Annotated in this window: 12 protein-coding genes, 1 tRNA gene and 2 pseudogenes; 8 read left to right on the forward strand and 7 right to left on the reverse strand. The window is 72.6% G+C overall.

The window, feature by feature from the left end; translation table 11 throughout:
- The first annotated feature begins 22 nt into the window (after positions 1-22).
- A tRNA-Ala gene (locus tag ACOBQU_RS22475) sits at positions 23-96 on the forward strand.
- Positions 97-327: 231 nt separating this feature from the next.
- On the opposite strand, the gene ACOBQU_RS22480 is transcribed toward ACOBQU_RS22475, so the two are convergent.
- Together ACOBQU_RS22480 and ACOBQU_RS22485 are read right to left on the reverse strand one after the other, a co-directional pair.
- Entirely contained in the window at positions 328-2,079 is a 1,752-nt protein-coding gene (locus ACOBQU_RS22480) for a hypothetical protein (protein WP_423629106.1), read from the reverse strand.
- Positions 2,080-2,159: 80 nt separating this feature from the next.
- On the reverse strand, positions 2,160-3,143 hold the full coding sequence (locus ACOBQU_RS22485; protein WP_423629107.1) for a hypothetical protein: 984 nt from the start codon (positions 3,141-3,143) through the stop codon (positions 2,160-2,162).
- A gap of 30 nt (positions 3,144-3,173) precedes the next feature.
- On the opposite strand from ACOBQU_RS22485, the gene ACOBQU_RS22490 reads away from it, so the two are divergent.
- Positions 3,174-3,524, forward strand: a complete 351-nt coding sequence (locus tag ACOBQU_RS22490) for a helix-turn-helix domain-containing protein (protein WP_423634640.1) — start codon at positions 3,174-3,176, stop codon at positions 3,522-3,524.
- 162 nt (positions 3,525-3,686) lie between these two features.
- Here ACOBQU_RS22490 and ACOBQU_RS22495 read toward each other — a convergent pair whose 3' ends face one another.
- Together ACOBQU_RS22495 and ACOBQU_RS22500 are read right to left on the reverse strand one after the other, a co-directional pair.
- On the reverse strand, positions 3,687-4,313 hold the full coding sequence (locus ACOBQU_RS22495) for a hypothetical protein (protein ID WP_423629108.1): 627 nt from the start codon (positions 4,311-4,313) through the stop codon (positions 3,687-3,689).
- Positions 4,314-4,850: 537 nt separating this feature from the next.
- Positions 4,851-5,330, reverse strand: coding sequence for a GNAT family N-acetyltransferase (locus tag ACOBQU_RS22500; protein WP_423629109.1), 480 nt, complete (start codon positions 5,328-5,330; stop codon positions 4,851-4,853).
- Positions 5,331-5,415: 85 nt separating this feature from the next.
- Between ACOBQU_RS22500 and ACOBQU_RS22505 the strand changes: the two genes are divergently transcribed.
- Together ACOBQU_RS22505 and ACOBQU_RS22510 are read left to right on the forward strand one after the other, a co-directional pair.
- Positions 5,416-6,204: an exodeoxyribonuclease III gene (locus ACOBQU_RS22505; protein WP_423629110.1), complete on the forward strand. Its 789-nt coding sequence runs from the start codon at positions 5,416-5,418 to the stop codon at positions 6,202-6,204.
- 311 nt (positions 6,205-6,515) lie between these two features.
- Positions 6,516-7,358: a DUF6528 family protein gene (locus tag ACOBQU_RS22510; protein ID WP_423629111.1), complete on the forward strand. Its 843-nt coding sequence runs from the start codon at positions 6,516-6,518 to the stop codon at positions 7,356-7,358.
- 147 nt (positions 7,359-7,505) lie between these two features.
- Here the strand turns inward: ACOBQU_RS22510 and ACOBQU_RS22515 are convergent, their stop codons facing one another.
- On the reverse strand, positions 7,506-8,165 hold the full coding sequence (locus ACOBQU_RS22515) for a MerR family transcriptional regulator (RefSeq protein WP_423634642.1): 660 nt from the start codon (positions 8,163-8,165) through the stop codon (positions 7,506-7,508).
- A 181-nt stretch (positions 8,166-8,346) separates the two neighbouring features.
- On the opposite strand from ACOBQU_RS22515, the gene ACOBQU_RS22520 reads away from it, so the two are divergent.
- The 3 genes and pseudogenes from ACOBQU_RS22520 (at position 8,347) to ACOBQU_RS22530 (ending at position 11,690) form a co-directional block, all read left to right on the forward strand.
- A complete protein-coding gene (locus ACOBQU_RS22520; protein WP_423629112.1) occupies positions 8,347-9,876 on the forward strand; it encodes a flavin-containing monooxygenase in 1,530 nt (509 codons plus the stop codon).
- Complete coding sequence (locus tag ACOBQU_RS22525) at positions 9,873-10,811, forward strand: alpha/beta fold hydrolase (RefSeq protein WP_423629113.1); 939 nt, start codon at positions 9,873-9,875, stop codon at positions 10,809-10,811. Before ACOBQU_RS22520 ends, ACOBQU_RS22525 begins: the two co-directional genes overlap by 4 nt.
- Positions 10,808-11,690, forward strand: a pseudogene (locus ACOBQU_RS22530) (SDR family oxidoreductase). Before ACOBQU_RS22525 ends, ACOBQU_RS22530 begins: the two are co-directional and overlap by 4 nt.
- Before the next feature lie 436 nt (positions 11,691-12,126).
- Here ACOBQU_RS22530 and ACOBQU_RS22535 read toward each other — a convergent pair.
- Positions 12,127-12,303 (reverse strand): hypothetical protein, encoded by a 177-nt coding sequence (locus ACOBQU_RS22535; protein WP_423629114.1) that lies wholly within the window; start codon positions 12,301-12,303, stop codon positions 12,127-12,129.
- Between the two features lie 103 nt (positions 12,304-12,406).
- A pseudogene (locus tag ACOBQU_RS22540) lies at positions 12,407-15,654 on the reverse strand (S41 family peptidase).
- Between the two features lie 533 nt (positions 15,655-16,187).
- On the opposite strand from ACOBQU_RS22540, the gene ACOBQU_RS22545 reads away from it, so the two are divergent.
- A complete protein-coding gene (locus tag ACOBQU_RS22545) occupies positions 16,188-16,781 on the forward strand; it encodes a TetR/AcrR family transcriptional regulator (protein WP_423629115.1) in 594 nt (197 codons plus the stop codon).
- Positions 16,782-16,851 lie beyond the last annotated feature (70 nt).

Consider the following 16,851-nt stretch of genomic DNA (forward strand, 5'->3'; position numbering starts at 1 on the left):
GCTAGAGTTTCACTCGTTGCAAGGGCCTGTGGCGCAGTCCGGTAGCGCACCTCGTTCGCATCGAGGGGGCCAGGGGTTCAAATCCCCTCAGGTCCACTGCAGCGCCGTTCACGAGTCAGCTCGTAGAGCGGTGACGAGATCCCGTCCGATCACTTCGATCGGGCGGGATCTCTGCGTTTCTGGGCTGTGCGGGAGGTCTGGGTGCGGGTGGAGGGACGATGCGGAGAGTCTGCTGCGCCTATTCGCCGGTGTCCAGGCACGGGGAAGCACGCAGATCGGGGAGATCGGCGTGCTGGGCTGGTGTGGAGTTGTTCCGCGCGAGGCTTGTCAGTGGGTGTGTGGGGGCGGCGGTCGCCCGGCCGACGTGCGGCTCTTCCTGCTCGGATCGACGAGTGGGGGCAGCGGGCCGCTCGCAGCGAAGTCAGCGTCAGCGAGTTCGTCGGGACCGTCGCGTTCGGTGAGCCAGGTTTCCAGGACCATCAGGTTCGCGACGGTAAGCATGACGGCCAGCAGGAGGGTCTGGGCGACCTGGCCGGAAGCGGGTCGGTGTTTGGGGTTGCCGATGTCGAGGCGCCCGCTCTTGAAGCGGCCGTTCGCTCCCTCGTTGTGGGATCGGATGGGCCGGTAGCTGTTGCGCCACGGGGCGTCGAGGTAGGGGACGTCCTGACGGTACTTAGCGAGCCGATGGTCGGCTTCGGAGTCGGCTGGGACGGTGATCGATCCGGCCTGGCAGATGCGGGGCAGCGTGTCCTGTGGCGGCAAGGTGGCGTACTCGTCCGCGGGGAGCGGGACGCTGGGGCGGGCTGCGTCCGGGGCGGTGCGGGGGCGCGGGATGGTGAGGTCGACCACGCGGTTGGGCATTGCGCCGCCCGCCGAAGCTTGGGGTTGCAGGCGGTCGCGGCGCAGGCAGTTGACCGACGGGGACCGGCCGCTGGCCGGGCATTGGAGGCGGATGGCTCCACGGCGGTCGGGGCCCTGCTTGAGCTTGAGGCGGAACGGCCTGCGAGCTTCGATCTTCTCGCGGAGGCCGTCCCCGTAATCGCGGACAGTCTCGTCGCTCATGCCCGTGGTGGCGTGGATGAGCGGGGCGGGGATAAGTGGGCAGGTCAGACAACCGTCGACGAGCGGGGCACCGTGCCAGCTGCCCTGGAGGCCGCGTTCGTTCGCCTTGTAGTCCAAGGCGAGGCGGTAGCCGAGACGACGGGCGGGAGCCTGGAAGGTGTCAGGGGCACAGTTCGTGTAAGCACGGTCGGCGGCGAGGATGCCGGCGGGCAGGCCGAGCGCGGTGAGCTGGGTCAGGACGGTGATGGCGTTGGGGCCGGTGCGAACGGTGGGAGTGTCGAGTTCGAAGCCCAGGCAGAGCTGGGGGTAGCGGGGCAGGGTCCTGGCGTCGCCGGGGTCGCGATGGTGGGCGGCGATGGCCAGAGTGGCGCTGTATCCGAAGATGGGGTCGTCGTTGGTGCCGCCCTTGAAGTGCCAGCCAGCGGTGACCTCGCTGGAAGCAAGGCCGAGGCGGCGGCTGTGCGGGTGGGCCAGCACCGGGATGCCGGTTGCGTCGACGCCGACGTCGCCGTTCCAGCCGCTCAGGTGCCCGCGGTGCTGGGCCATGCGAACCGTGGTGAGGACCAGCCGGTTGGCCAACTGCTGAAGCCGGGCGGCGGCCTGGCGGCCCTCGGGGCTGTCCCACAAGGCCGCGACGAAGTCCCCGTGGCGCTGGTGCAGCCGAGCCCGGCGGTCGTGGCGAGCCGGGTCCATAACCGTGGTGATTGCCTCCAAGCCTCGGTAGAGGCGCCTGCTGGAGGCAACGCGCTCCTGCGGACTTCTCGGCGGCCGGTCCGGGATGCCGAGCCATGTGCGGGCCCGCTGGTCGAGGCCGTAGTGGAGCTGACGCCAGGCGTCGGCGATAGTAGCCCGGCCGGTGTAGTACGCGGACAACATCAGCCCGACCAGCACCACTCGGGGCCGAATGCCTTTGGGACCGGGGCGATCGGCCAGGAGTTGCTCCAGCTCCTGCGGGACGCCGGAGTGGTCCAGGAGGGTCAGCAGCTGGCCCACCTTGGAGTCTGGGATCACAGGCATGCCGCTCAGAGGAGGCTTGGGCCGCAGCCGCCGGATCCGCTCACCGCACGTGTCGGAGCCCTCAGTCCCGGGACGAGGCATCACTGTTGGCCTCCCCGCAGCAGTTCGGCGGCCTGCTCGGGTGAGAGCGGGGGCACCCAGTGGAAGTAGGGCGCCAGCGCGGCGGCCGAGGCCATCCCCGCAGCCTGTGCGATCAATACGGGGTCGATGCGCTGCCGCAGCAGCTCCACGATCCACGTAGTCCTCAACCGTCGCGCCTCCAGGCGGGGCAGTCCGGCGTGTGGGCGGTGCCGGGCGGGCCACGAGCTGACCAGGTTCTTCGCAGCCTCAACCTTCCGGCCCGGCCGGAACAGATAGGCATCACCGGCCAGTTCGGCGAGCTCGGCCAGGCACTCCTCCCATTCGGCGCGGCAAGCCACCAGCCGGTCCAGCCACGGGGCGTCGACCACGACCACACCCTGTGGCGTGGCCCGCAGATCACGGCCGCGGACCGCCCTGAGCTCGCCGGGGGCCAGCCCGCAGCCGGAGGCCAGGGCCATCAAGGCGAGACCATCAAGCCGCGCCCGGCCCGGCAGCAGCCCGGCCCACCTGCGCAACGCCGCCAACTCACCTTCCCCATACGGAGGCCGGGGCGCGCGGTTCGCCTTGATCCGGATGGGTGGGGCCTCGCCTCGCTGGACCCACACGACCGCTTCCCGGGCGCGCCGCAGCCAGCAGCGGCACGTTTGAACTGTGCCGCCAGGCTGGCCGCTCAGGCCGTTCAGGATGAACCGGTCGATGGTCTCCGTCCGCAGCCACAGCCCCGGATCGCGCGGCAGGCCGACGGAGTCCGCCCACACCGCCAGACGGCTCACCGCATACAGCAGCCGCCGCGCGGTATCGCAGGTGCCCGGAGCTACCGCCGCGACCACCGCCCGCACGTGTGCGGCCACTGGTTCCCATCGTGCGACGGGCAGACGGGGACGGTAGTCGCGGATATGGGCGGATACCTGCGCATTCAGCATCACGGACCAACTCCACTGGCTGTTCAAGCAGCCAGAGAAGGGGTCGGTCACGATCTTCACGTAAAGGAGCGCATCTGCATGGTCGGTGGCATGAAACGGCGAACCCCGCCGCGCGAGCTTGCCGACGATCCGGAAGCCTGGCCCCACGCTCGGCTCAGTGATCCCGGTGGTGCCGTGGTACAGCTCATCGCCCGTGCCCTTGAAGGCGCCCTGGCCGCCCAGAAGCGGAGCCTGCGGCAGGTCGCTGCCGGTTCCGGAGTCAACCGGCAGGCCATCGCTGACCTGCTGGCCGGCCGCTGCTGGCCCGACATCGCCACCGTTGCCCGCCTGGAGAACTTCCTTGCCGTTCCGCTGTACCCCTCCAGCGGAGGAATGCCGCATACGCATGGGAAAAGGCCCTTCCGTCCCCAGGCATCACCGGCTCAGGGGACGACAAAATAGGCCACGCGCCCCCGGGACGAGCGCAGTTGCTCTAGCCTCGGGAGCAGCGTGAGCCACTGACAAGGGGTCCACGTCATAGGTTCCGAAGAGGGTCCAAGCTCAACGGAACCCGTCCCCTCCTCCCCGCGACGGGAGGAGGGGACTCTCACGAGAGGGCAGTCGCTAGGCGGCCCCCTTCACATGCCCGCCACCGCCAGGGGCGATCTCGAAAACCCCGGCCTTGAGCTCAACAGCCCTGCCCTGCGTGACGTGCCGCTTGCAAGTCTTCCGGATCGTCTCGATCGCGGCCGTCCCCGGCTTCCCGGAGACCGGTCTTCCGATGGCTTCCGTAATCTCCTTCACATGCAACGGCCGCCCTGCGGTGGCCAGCACATGCAGTACCTGCTGACCCAGCTGACGGTTCCGTGGCGAGGCAGTGGACTGCTCCTGAGCCCCCGCTGATCCCACTGGCCCACGCACATCCGTGACCGGCTTCTCCGCATGGACGCCTGGGCCACCGGGCTGGTCGGCAGGAACCTCAGGGCCGCTCTCCGCACCAGCCGTGATCTCCTCCAAAGCAGCCGTCAGGTGATCACGCGCGGCGGAGGTCCTGGACAACTCGGCATCGACTTCGGCCAGTTCCTTCTCCAGGTCCACTCGTTGCTGTCGCAGACGTGCTGCTTTATCGGCGTAGAAATCGACAGCCGTGCGCAGCCCCTCGACCGCTACCGCCTCACCGGACACCATCAGCCCTCCCCGAACCGCCAGCATGTCGGCGCAACGCCAGACATCGTAGGGAACGCCAGCCATGCCAGACAGCCAAATGGGCAACCCTGTCTGGCAGTTGAGGAGTTAGGCGGCCAGTCGTGCCGACGCGCCGGGAAAGGAGTGCTCAGTCGTGTCCTTCGGGCCCGACCGCTTGGGGAAAGCCCAGCCGGTCCAGCAGCGTGCCGAAGTGGACACCTGGCCCCCGTCTTCCCGCGCTTTACCGAACATCGACGCTTCCAGCAGCAGACGCTCACTGCGCCCGAAGAGCAGATCACCCGAAAACCCCACCCTTGCCCCCCTCCGAGATGGTGGTCGCACCATACGGTCGGCCACTGACAATCACACCGATGCACGGGGAATGATCACTGGAAGCGCGGGGAGAGACCTCCGGGTGGCTGCGAGAGTGCAGGTCAAAGGCACTCGTGAACACCCCACTGCACATGAAGATCCCGCCCGATCGTTCCGATCGGGCGGGATCTTCGCGTTGTGGCCCACGACACAGGCCGGTGCGGGGAACCGCGCGGCCAGCCGCGACGCGGCGGCAGCCGAAAGGCGGCCCGGCCCGCACCGGTCCGGCGCCTAGCGCAGCGGCTTCGCGTAGCAGCGGCTGAGGGGCTCGTCGCGGTAGTGGCCGAACATCGCGCACGGCTCGTAGCCGCTGGAGGTGTACAGGCCGATCGCCTCGGGCTGCTTCGTGCCGGTCTCCAGGGCCATCCGCAGCCGTCCGGCGGCGCGGGCGTCCTCCTCCAGGAGGGCCAGGACGCGCCGGGCGAGGCCGAGGCCGCGGGCCTCCGGCACCACGTACATGCGCTTGATCTCGGCGTCGCCGTCCAGATAGCCCTCGCCGTTCGCGTCCATCGCGCGCCAGCCGCCGGTCGCCACGGGCGCGTCCGAGGCGTCGTACGCGATCAGGTAGAGCCCCCGCGGCGGCTTGAACATCGACGGTTCGAGGTGGGTGACGTCGCCTCCGTCGCCGTAGCGCTCGGCGTACTCCGCCTGTACGCGGTCGTTGAGCTTGACGGCGTCGGGGTGGTCGAAGGCGACCTGGCGTATGTCCATGCTGTGGATCGTATCCTTATGCGGGTGGTTCGGTGGCTGGATCCAGTGTGCCGGGTGGGGGCGCCGGGGCCGGTAGGGTGCCGGGATGCTCACTGTGACCAGCGTGAATGTGAACGGGCTGCGGGCCGCCGCCAAGAAGGGCTTCGTGGAGTGGCTCGCCGGGACCGCCGCGGACGTGCTGTGCCTCCAGGAGGTGCGGGCCGAGCCGGGGCAGCTTCCCGAGGAGGTGCGCGAGCCCGAGGGCTGGTACGTGACGCACGCCCCGGCCGCCGCGAAGGGCCGCGCCGGGGTCTCGCTGTACTCGCGGCGCGAGCCGGAGCGCGTGCGGGTCGGCTTCGGCTCCTCGGAGTTCGACACGAGCGGACGCTATGTGGAGGCGGATCTGCCCGGCGTCACCGTCGCGAGCCTGTACCTGCCCTCCGGAGAGGTCGGCACCGAGCGGCAGGACGAGAAGATCCGCTTCATGGGGGAGTTCCTCGCCTACCTGAAGGAGCTGAAGGAGCGCGCCGCCGCCGAGGGGCGCGAGGTCCTGGTGTGCGGCGACTGGAACATCGCCCACCAGGAGGCCGACCTCAAGAACTGGCGGGGCAACAAGAAGAACTCCGGGTTCCTGCCGGAGGAGCGCGCCTGGATGTCGGACGTCTTCGCGGAGTACGGCGACGTCATGCGCGCCCTGCACCCGGACGTCGAGGGCCCCTACTCGTGGTGGTCCTACCGGGGCCGCGCCTTCGACAACGACACGGGCTGGCGCATCGACTACCACGTGGCGACGCCGGGGCTCGTGGAGCGCGCGGTCAAGGGGTACGTGGAGCGGGCCGCGACGCACGCCGAGCGCTGGTCGGACCACGCGCCGGTGACGGTCGTCTACGAGTAGGACGGACTGGTTCCGGTGGGCGAACCGCCGGTGAAAAGTCCGGCGGAGGGGTGTCTCGGCTTCGTACGGCATGGCAGATTGCGAGCGCGTACCTGACAGGTGCGTCAACCGCTGGTCGTGCGAGGGGACTTCATGGCTGCTGAGCTGTCCAGACGCGGGATGCTGATCGGCGCGGCGGGCGCCGCCGCGGGTGTGGCGGGGCTGGCGTCCCCGGCCGACGCCGCCGCCGGGGGTGTCCCCCGGGCACCCCGCCCGTCCTGGTCACCGAGCAGGCCACCCGGCGGCTGCTCGTCCTCGACCCGCGCCGCCGCGTGTGGGACCCGGCCGCCGACCCGTCCGTGGTGCGCTGGCGGTTCTCGCCGCTCGGCGACCCGCGGTACGCGGACCTCGACCCCGCCGCGAGCTGGATCTACCCCTGCGAGGCGAAGGCGCGGCGGCACCGGGGCCGGACCCTGGTCCTGACGACGGCGTCCTTCGGGTTCGTGGCCGCCGTGGAGTACCCGACGGGCCGCCGCTACTGGGGCACGGCCATCGGGCCCGGCGACGACCTGTTCAACCCGCACAGCGCCGAAATCCTCCCCGACGGCAACGTGGCGGTGGCGTGCAGCACGGGCGCGCTGGTGCGGCTGTACGCCGCCTCGTGCGGGCCGGACGCCGCGCGGTACGCCGAGGCGCCGCTGAAGGGCGCGCACGGGCTGCACTGGGACCGGGCGCGGCGCGTGCTCTGGGCGGTCGGCGACGACGAGCTGGTGACGTACGAGGTCGGCGGCACGCCCGCGCGGCCCGCCCTCACCCAGGTCTCCGCCGTCGCCCTGCCGGTGGCCGTGCCGGGCCGGACGGCGGGCGGCCACGACCTGTTCCCCGTGGCGGGGCGGCCCGGACGGCTGTGGGTGACGACCAACGCCAGCGTCTTCCAGTACGACGTACGCCGCCGGGTCTTCGTCCGCGACTACCCGGGGCACGAGCTGATCGACCGGGCCAAGGTGAAGGCCGTCGGCAGCGACCCGCGCACCGGGCAGGTGCTCAGCACCGTGCCGGAGGGCGGCCTGGGGGAGACCTGGTGGACCACCAAGGTCTCCGTGCACCGGCCGACCGGTGAGTACACTCTGGTCAAGGGCGGGATCTACAAGGCCCGTTGGTGGCTGCCGAGCTGACTGCCCGGAACCTCTGAGGCTGGTGGCCCGGAACCTCCGGGGCTGGCGGCCCGGAACCTCGGGGGCTGACGGCCCGGAACCTCCGGGGCTGGCGGGCCCGCCGCCCGAAGCCCTTCGCGCCCGGCCGGGCCCGCCGCCCAGGAACCCTCAGGGGCGGCTGAGCCTGCGGTCCAGGGCCAGGGACAGCTCCGCCTCCACCACGGCCTTGGCCAGGGGGCGCAGCTCGTCCACGGTCAGCTCCGGGTGCTCGGCGGCGTGGGTGAGGGCGAACGCCACGAACAGCTCCGCCAGCGCGTCCGCGTGTTCGCGCACGCGCTGGCCCGCCGCCATGACGTCGGCCAGCGGGACGCCCTTGCGCACCAGGTCCGCCGAGGCGTCCAGGAGGCGGCGGCTGATGTGCACGATGTCGTCGCCGTCGGTGCCCAGGTAGCCGAGGTCCAGGGCGGCGGCGAGGTTCTCCGGGGTGACCTGGCCCGCGAAGCGGTCGGCCAGCTCCTGGGGGGTGAGGCGGACGGGGGTCTCCTCCGACGGGCCGTCGATGCCGAGGAGTTCGGCGACGTCGCGGCCGTTCTCGAAGGCCTCGGCCAGCTCGGCGATGCCCTGGAGGGTGTGGCCGCGCTCCAGCAGGGCGGCGATGGTGCGCAGCCGGGCCAGGTGGTGGTCGTCGTACCAGGCGATGCGGCCCTCGCGGCGCGGCGGCGGGATGAGCCCGCGCTCGCGGTAGAACCGCACGGTCCGCACGGTGATCCCGGCCTCCTTGGCCAGCTCCTCCATGCGGTACTCGCGCACCCCGGCCCCGTCTGCCACGTCGTCCGCCCCGTCGTCTGCCACGGGGGAAGCCTATGCCGGGACGGCACCCCCGCGCCGGGGCCGTACTGGCGGTAACTTTTCCCCTCCCGACCCCTACCCATGAGTACGCGGCTGTTCTACGCTCCCGATTGTGCCAGTGGTTACTGGCAGAGTCGCTGGGATCTCGGGAGGCGTTGGCATGGCCGGGAGTGAACACGTGCGGGTGGCGGTGGTCGGGTCCGGGTTCGGGGGCCTGGGGGCCGCGGTCCGGCTGCGCAGGGAGGGCGTCACCGACTTCGTCGTCCTGGAGCGGGCCGGTGCGGTCGGCGGCACCTGGCGGGACAACAGCTACCCGGGCTGCGCCTGCGACGTGCCCTCGCACCTGTACTCGTTCTCGTTCGCCCCCAACCCCGACTGGCCGCGCACCTTCTCGGGGCAGGAGCACATCTGGGACTACCTGGAGCGGGTCGCCGACACCTTCCGGCTGCGCCCGCACATCCGCCTGAACACCGAGGTGCGGCGGATGCGCTGGGACACCGAGAAGCTGCTGTGGCACGTGGAGACCAGCCGCGGCACCCTCACCGCGGACGTCGTCGTCTCCGCCACCGGACCGCTGTCCGACCCCAAGACGCCCGACATCCCCGGCCTCGCCGACTTCCCCGGCAAGGTCTTCCACTCCGCCCGCTGGGACCACGGCTACGACCTGCGCGGCAAGCGCGTCGCGATGATCGGCACCGGCGCCTCCGCGATCCAGATCGTGCCGGAGATCCAGCGCGAGGTCACCCGGCTCACCCTGTTCCAGCGGACCCCGCCGTGGGTGCTGCCGCGCACCGACCGGGAGATCACCCGCGTGGAGCGCTGGCTGCACCGGCAGCTGCCGTTCACCACGTACGCGCGCCGGGGCCTGCTGTGGGGCATCCGCGAACTCCAGGTGCAGGCGTTCACCAAGCGGCCCAACGAACTCGGCCTGATCGAGAGCCTCGCCAAGCGGAACATGGCCCGCGCCATCAAGGACCCCGAGCTGCGCGCCAAGCTCACCCCGACCTACCGCATCGGCTGCAAGCGCATCCTGCTGTCCAACACCTACTACCCGGCGCTCGCGCAGCCGCACGTCGACGTCGTCGCCAGCGGCCTCGCCGAGGTGCGCGGCTCCACCCTGGTGGCCGCCGACGGCACCGAGGCCGAGGCCGACGCGATCGTCTTCGGCACCGGCTTCCACGTCACCGACATGCCGATCGCCGACCGCGTCGTGGGCGACGACGGCCGCACCCTCGCGGAGAGCTGGAAGGACGGCATGAAGGCGCTGCGCGGCGCGACCGCGGCGGGCTTCCCCAACTTCCTCACCGTCATCGGCCCCAACACCGGCCTCGGCAACTCCTCGATGATCCTGATGATCGAGTCCCAGCTGAACTACCTCGCCGACTACCTGCGCCAGCTGGACGTCCTCGGCGGCCGGGCCGCGCTCGCCGCACGCCCCAGCGCCGTGGGCGCCTGGAACCGCCGCGTGCAGCAGCGCATGGAGCGCACCGTGTGGAACACCGGCGGCTGCACCAGCTGGTACCTGGACGCCAACGGCGTCAACACCACGGTCTGGCCCGGTACGACGACCGAGTTCCGCGCGGCCACGCGGCGCGTCGACCTCAACGAGTACGAGGTCCTGCGCCCGCCCGCGGCCTCCGGGCGCGCGGCGCGCGGCGGCCGGGGCGCGAAGGCCGAGGTGACCGCGTGAGCCCCCGGACCCGCGCCGCCACCGGCCCCTTCGCGCTGCCCGCCCCCGCGCGCGAACTGACGGCCGTCTCCGCGGACGGCGCCCGCCTGCACGTCGAGGCGCACGGCCCCGAGGGCGCGCCCGCCGTCGTCCTCGCCCACGGCTGGACCTGCTCCACCGCGTTCTGGGCCGCGCAGATCCGGGACCTGTCGGCGTCGTACCGCGTCATCGCGTACGACCAGCGGGGCCACGGGCGCAGCGACGCGCCCGTGGAGGCCGCCGGGTACAGCACGCGGGCGCTCGCCGACGACCTGGAGGCCGTCCTCGCCACGACCCTCGCCCCCGGCGAGCGGGCGGTGCTCGTCGGGCACTCCATGGGCGCCATGACCCTCATGGCGGCGGCCGCGCGACCGGGAGTGCGCGAGCACGCGGCGGCGGCGCTGCTGTGCAGCACCGGCAGCTCCCAACTGGTCGCCGACTCCCTGGTGGTGCCGCTCCGGGCGGGCGCGCTGCGCACCCGCCTCACCCGGCGGCTGCTCGGGGCGCGGATGCCGATGGGGCCGGTCACGCCGCTGGCGCGGCGCGCGCTCAAGTACGCGACGATGGGCCCCGGTACGGCGCCCGAGCGCGTCGACGTCTGCGCGCGGATCGTGCACGCCTGCCCGCGCGTGGTGCGCTACCGCTGGGCGCACGTCCTCGACGCGCTGGACCTCGCCGCCGAGGTGGGCGGCCTGACGGTGCCGACGGCCGTCCTCGCCGGGACGGCGGACCGGCTCACACCGCCGGTGCACGCCCGGCGCATCGCCGCGGCGCTGCCGCACTGCCTCGGCCTGACCGAGCTGGCGGGGGTCGGGCACATGACGCCGGTCGAGGCGCCGGAGGCGGTCACGGCCGCCATCACGGAACTGGTCGAGACGTACGGGAAGACCTACGGGAAGGTGAGGGAGGGCGCGTGAGCAGGGTGAGCCTGGAAGGGCAGGTCGCGGTCGTCACGGGAGCCGCGCGGGGCGTCGGGGAACTCCTCGCCCGGAAGCTGTCGGCGCGCGGCGCGAAGGTCGCGCTCGTCGGCCTCGAACCGGACGAGCTGAAGCGGGTCGGCGAGCGGCTGCACAGCGAGAGCGGCCACTGGCACGCCGACGTCACCGACCACGAGGCGATGGCACGGGTCGCCGCGGAGGTCAAGGAGCGGTTCGGCAAGGTCGACGTCGTCGTCGCCAACGCCGGTGTGGCCAGCGGCGGTCCGTTCGCGGCGTCGGACCCCGAGGCGTGGCGGCGGGTCATCGAGGTCAACCTCATCGGCAGCGCGGTGACCGCGCGGGCCTTCCTGCCGGTCCTCATGGAGAGCCGCGGGTACCTCCTCCAGATCGCCTCGCTCGCCGCGATGACGCCCGCCCCCATGATGACGGCGTACTGCGCGTCCAAGTCCGGCGTGGAGGCGTACGCGCACGCGCTGCGCGCCGAGGTCGGTTACAAGGGCGTCAAGGTGGGCGTCGGGTACCTCTCCTGGACCGACACCGACATGGTGCGCGGCGCCGACCGCGACGACGTGATGCGGGAGCTGCGGCAGCGGCTGCCGTGGCCCGCCAACAAGACGTACCCCCGGGCCCGCCGTCGACCGCCTCGTCTCCGGCATCGAGCGGCGCGCCGCCCACGTCTACGGGCAGTGGTGGCTGCGGGGCATGCAGGGCGTCCGCCCCTACCTTCCCGGGGTCATCGCCACCGTGGGGCAGCGCGAGATCCGGCGCCTTGAGCCGCGGCTGGGGGAGGTCGGCAGGGGGTTGGTCGGGGCGGGTGGTGCCGCCGACGAGGCGCGTCGCCTGGCCCCTGGGCCCTGAACCGCCCTTCGCGCTGACGCGCTCGCCCTCACACGCCGGGCGGGCTCTCACCCCCACCCACCCGCCCTTTCCTCACGCTGGCGCGCTCGTCCTCAAACGCCGGACGGGCTTGATTCTCCCCACCCGCCCGCCCTCCTGGGGCTCCGCCCCTCGCCCCCGTATCGGCGCTCCGCGCCTCGTCCTCAAACGCCGGACGGGCTGGAGAGGCAGGTGCGTTGCCGTCGTGCACGCCCGTCGCGGGCGGGTGGGAAAGCTTCCCGGCGTGAGCGTTGTGGTGCCAGTCACGGGTGGGTGGGTGGGAAAGGTCCCGGGGCGTTGCCGTGGTGGTGCCGGTCATGGGTGGGTGGGTGGGAGAGGGCTTGGGGGGGCGTGGGTTGGGGCCCGCCTGGGAAGGTGGGCCCCAACTCGCGTACTGCTCAGGCACAGCGCCCAGCGATCACCGCTCCTCGGCCTCCCGCTGCGCGTCGTCCAGGGACTCCTGGGACTGCTGCTCGCGCGTGCCGGGGGCCTGCGACGAGCGCTCGCCCGCCTCGCTCTTCCCGCGCTGCGCGGCCTGCTTGGCCTTCTCGGAGAGCTCCTGCGCCTTGTCCTGGAACTGGTCCTTGATGCCCATGAAGGTTCACTCCCATTGGTGGGTGAGGGGATTGGGCCTCGACCAGACTCACATACCCGTACAAGCAGCGCATTTCGATCAGTGACGCTCTGTTCAGGCGGCGTCAGGTCCGGGGCGGGAGCGGGGGCCGCCGCCGGTCGGGCACGTCCTCGTACCCGGGAGGAGACGCGGCCGGACGCTCGGCGAGCAGGTCGAGGGCGAGCCGCACCGCGTCGTCGAGCTGTGCGTGCCGCCCCTCCGCCCAGTCGAGCGGCGTCCGCAGGACCGCCAGGTCGGGCTCGACGCCGTGGTTCTCCACGGACCAGCCGTACGCGTCGAACCACCCGGCGTTCATCGGCACGGTGATCACGGTGCCGTCGCCCAGGACGTGCCGCCCGGTCATGCCGACCACGCCGCCCCAGGTGCGCTGCCCCACGACCGGCCCGAGCCCGAGCAGCTTGAACACCGCCGTGATCATGTCGCCGTCGGACGAGGTGGCCTCGTCGGCGAGGGCGACGACCGGGCCGCGCGGGGCGTTGGAGGCGTACGACACGGGCTGTGCGTTCCGGGTGAGGTCCCAGCCGAGGATCTTCCGGGTGAGCTTCTCCACGACCAGCTCGCTGATGTTGCCGCCCGCGTTGCCCCGTACGTCGACGATCAGGGCGGGCCGGGAGACTTCGAGGCGCAGGTCGCGGTTGAACTGGGCCCAGCCGGAGCCGCCCATGTCCGGGATGTGCAGATAGCCGCACCGGCCGCCGCTCAACGCCCGTACCACCTCGCGGCGTTTGGCGACCCAGTCCTGGTAGCGCAGCGGCCGCTCGTCGATGAGCGGCACGATCGCCACGCGCCGCGCGCGGCCCTCGCCCTCGGCGGGCGTGAAGGTCAGCTCGACCGTGGTGCCGCCCGCGGCGGCGAGCAGCGGGTAGGGGCCCGCGACCGGGTCGACGGGCCGCCCGTCGACGTGTGTGAGCACCGCGCCCTCGCGGATGCCCGCACCGGCGAGCGGCGAGCGGGCCTTGGAGTCGGAGGACTCGCCGGGCAGGATCCGCTTGACCACCCAGTCGCCGTCCCGGCACACCAGGTTGGCGCCGAGCAGCCCGATGGCCCGCTGGTAGTGCGGCGGCCCCTCGTTGCGGCGGGCGGCGGACACGTACGCGTGGGAGGTGCCCAGCTCGCCCAGGACCTCCCGCAGCAGGTCCGCGAACTCGTCGGGGAGGCGACCCGTTCGACCAGCGGCCGGTACTGGGCGAGGACCGCGTCCCAGTCGATGCCGCACATCCCCGGGTCCCAGAAGTAGGCGCGGATGAGCCGCCCGGCCTCCTCGTAGGACTGGCGCCACTCGGCGGCCGGGTCGACCTCGTGCAGCACGCGGCGCAGGTCGATCCAGACGGTGGAGTCGCCGTCGCCGGGCTCGGTGGCCGGGACGGCCCGCAGGTCGCCCTCGTCCACGACGACGAGCCGCGAGCCGTCGCCGCTGACCGCGAACCAGTCCAGGTGGTCGACGAGTTCGGACTTCTTCGCCTTGGCGATGTTGAAGTGCTCCAGGGTGGGGCGGCCCGAGGTGTCGGCCGGGTTGGCGAAGGTCTCACCGAGCGCGCCGGAGATCGGCCAGCGCAGCCAGACCAGACCGCCCCCGGCGACCGGGTACAGCGCCGAGTACTTCGACGCCGACACCGGGAACGGCGTCACCCGGCTCTCAAGCCCCTCCGCCTCCACCGTCACCTGCCCGTCCCCCGCCTCCTCGTCACCGGGGTCGAGGCCGCCCGCCGCGGGCCGCCCGTCGGGCAGCAGCGCGAACGGCGACGGCGTCGCCGACGACAGCGGTACGAGGTGGGGGCGGCAGCCCAGCGGGAAGGACAGGTCGCCGGTGTGCACGTCGTAGACCGGGTCGAAGCCCCGCCACGACAGGAACGCCAGGTAGCGGCCGTCGCGCGTGAACACGGGGTTCTCGTCCTCGAAGCGGCCGTTGGTGACGTCGATGACGGTGCGCGCCCCCGGCCCCTCGATCCGCGCCAGCTTGATCTGGCGCAGGGAGCGGCCGATGCCCGGGTGCGACCAGGCGAGCCAGGCCCCGTCGGGCGAGAAGGCGAGGTCGCGCACGGGCCCGTTGATGGACCGGATCAGCTCGGTGACCTCGCCGCCCGAGTCCTCGGTGGCGTCCACGAGGAGCAGCCGCCCGTCGTGCGCGGCGATCGCCAGCCGCTCGCCCCGCGGGTCGGAGACCAGTTCCAGGACCCGGCCGAGCCGCCCGGCGGCCAGCCTGCGCGGCTCGCGGTCGCCGCTGGCCCGGGGCAGGTAGGCGATCTCGATCGCGTCCTCGCCCTCGGCGTCGGTGACGTACGCGACCTGGCCGCCGGTGCCGAGCATCTCCGGCAGCCGCACGCGCACGCCGGGGGTGTCGGCGATGGTGCGGGCGGGGCCGTCGCGGTGGGTGAGCCAGTACAGGCTGCCGCGCACGGATACGGCGCTGGCGCGCCCGGTGGTGTCCACGGACAGGGCGTCGACGTGGTGGGCGGCCGGGACCTGGTAGCCGCGGCGGCCCGCGCGGGGCCCGCCGACGCGCACGTCGAGGCGGCGCGGGACGCTGTCCGCGGTCAGCTCCTCCACCAGCCAGATGTCGCCCGCGCACTGGTAGACGACGCGGGTGCCGTCGCTGGCCGCGTGCCGGGCGTAGCAGGCGTCGTGGTCGGTGTGGCGGCGCAGGTCGGTGCCGTCGGGGCGGCACGAGTACAGGTTGCCGACGCCCTCGTGGTCGGAGAGGAACGCGATCCGCCCCGACACGAACATCGGCGAGTCCAGGTGCCCGCCGATGTCCTCCAGGAGGCGCTCGCCGTGCAGCCACAGGCGGCCCGTGGCGCCGCCCCGGTAGCGCTTCCAGGCGGCGGGCTCGTGCGGCGGCTTCCCGGTGAGCAGCAGGGTCCTGCGGTCCCCGTCGACGTCGGCGACCGCGATGTCGTGCACCGGCCCCCAGGGCAGCTTGCCGCCGGGCGAGCCGTCGGTGGGCACGCTGTAGGCCCAGCAGAAGTGCGCGAACGGCTGGCCGTGCGAGGAGACGGCCAGGATCTGCCCGTCGGGTGTCCAGCCGCAGACGCGGGTGTCGGTGGAGCCCCAGTAGGTCAGGCGGCGCGCCGGGCCGCCGTCCACCGGCGCGAGGTGGATCTCCGGGTCGAGGCTGCGCCAGCTCGTGTACGCGATGTGGGTGCCGTCGGGGGAGAAGCGGGGGTGGCCGAGCTTGGTGCGGTCGGCGGTCACCCGCCAGGCGCGGGTGCGGGCCCCGTCCGGGTGGAGGGGGGCCACCCACAGGTCGTCCTCGGTGACGAAGCACAGCCGGTCACCACTCAGGTGCGGGAAGCGGAGGTACGCCTGGGTCACGGTCCCATGCTTTTCTCTGGCGGGGCGCCCAGCAACTTTTCCCTGGCGCGGGCGCCCCCAGCAGACCAGGCGCACCCCCACGCGCCTCGCCCTTCCCCTGGGCTCCGCCCCGGCCCCCGTATCGGCGCTGCGCGCCTTGTCCTCAAACGCCGGACGGGCTTGATTCCCCACCCACCCGCCCTTTCCGGGGCCCAAGTGCCGGACGGGCTTGGATGGGACGGGCGTCGGGCGCTCCGGCAGTCGCCGATGGCGGTCAGCCCCTGCGGGGAGCGGCCACGTCCTGCGAGGGCGGTGACGGGTGGGCGGGTGGGAGAGGGAAGCCCGCACGGACCGGCAGTCGCCGATGGCGGCCAGCCCCTGCGGGGAGCGGCCACGTCCCGCGAGGGCGGTCACGGGTGGGCGGGTGGGAGAGGGGGGGCTGCGGAGGGCGCCCGCGCCAGGGAGGTGTGGTGGGGGACACGTACGAAACCGTTTCGTTTCGATGGCAGCTCGGCGTACGCTACGAGGGCAAGCGGCGCAGAAAGGTGACGGCGGTGACGGAAGCGGCGGTGTCGGCCCGGCGGAGCCGGATCTCGGCGGAGCGTGAGGCCGAGCTGTACGAGGCGGTGCTCGACCTGCTCCGGGAGGTGGGGTACGAGAGCCTCACGATGGACGCCGTCGCCACCCGCACCCGCTCCAGCAAGGCCACGCTCTACCGCCAGTGGGGCGGCAAGCCGGAGCTGGTGGTGCGGGCGCTGAAGCACAACCAGCGGGTGTCCCTCGCGGACATCGACACGGGCTCGCTGCGCGGCGACCTCACCGAGATGGTGGAGCGCTCGGACGACTGCCGGATGGAGCGGGACAACGCCCTGATGAGGGGCCTGTCCTACGCCATCCACAAGGACCCCGAACTGCACCGGGCGCTGCGCGACGTGCTCATCGCCCCCGAGATCACCGGCCTGAACGAGATGCTGCGCCGCGCGGTCGAGCGCGGCGAGGTCCCCGAGGGGCACCCCGCCCTCCAGTACGTGGTCCACATGCTGATCGGCGCCTTCGCCGCCCGCGACCTCATCGACGACCGCCCCGTGGACCGGGCGTTCCTGCGCTCGTACGTCGACGCCGTGATCCTCCCCGCCCTCGGCGTCTGACCCCCACCCCCACCCCATAGACGGCTCCACCTGACGCGACCGCTCACGTCGTCGGGCTGATCCCCCCTGC

Source organism: Streptomyces sp. G45, assembly GCF_049542095.1.
Taxonomy (GTDB): domain Bacteria; phylum Actinomycetota; class Actinomycetes; order Streptomycetales; family Streptomycetaceae; genus Streptomyces.

Bases quoted from the DNA above. Each gene is read 5' to 3' on its own strand.
- ACOBQU_RS22520 (WP_423629112.1), top strand. From the start codon at position 8,347: ATGGCCGGGAGTGAACACGTGCGGGTGGCGGTGGTCGGGTCCGGGTTC.
- ACOBQU_RS22535 (WP_423629114.1), bottom strand. From the start codon at position 12,303: ATGGGCATCAAGGACCAGTTCCAGGACAAGGCGCAGGAGCTCTCCGAG.
- ACOBQU_RS22505 (WP_423629110.1), top strand. From the start codon at position 5,416: ATGCTCACTGTGACCAGCGTGAATGTGAACGGGCTGCGGGCCGCCGCC.
- ACOBQU_RS22500 (WP_423629109.1), bottom strand. From the start codon at position 5,330: ATGGACATACGCCAGGTCGCCTTCGACCACCCCGACGCCGTCAAGCTC.
- ACOBQU_RS22490 (WP_423634640.1), top strand. From the start codon at position 3,174: ATGAAACGGCGAACCCCGCCGCGCGAGCTTGCCGACGATCCGGAAGCC.
- ACOBQU_RS22495 (WP_423629108.1), bottom strand. From the start codon at position 4,313: ATGGCTGGCGTTCCCTACGATGTCTGGCGTTGCGCCGACATGCTGGCG.
- ACOBQU_RS22480 (WP_423629106.1), bottom strand. From the start codon at position 2,079: ATGCCTGTGATCCCAGACTCCAAGGTGGGCCAGCTGCTGACCCTCCTG.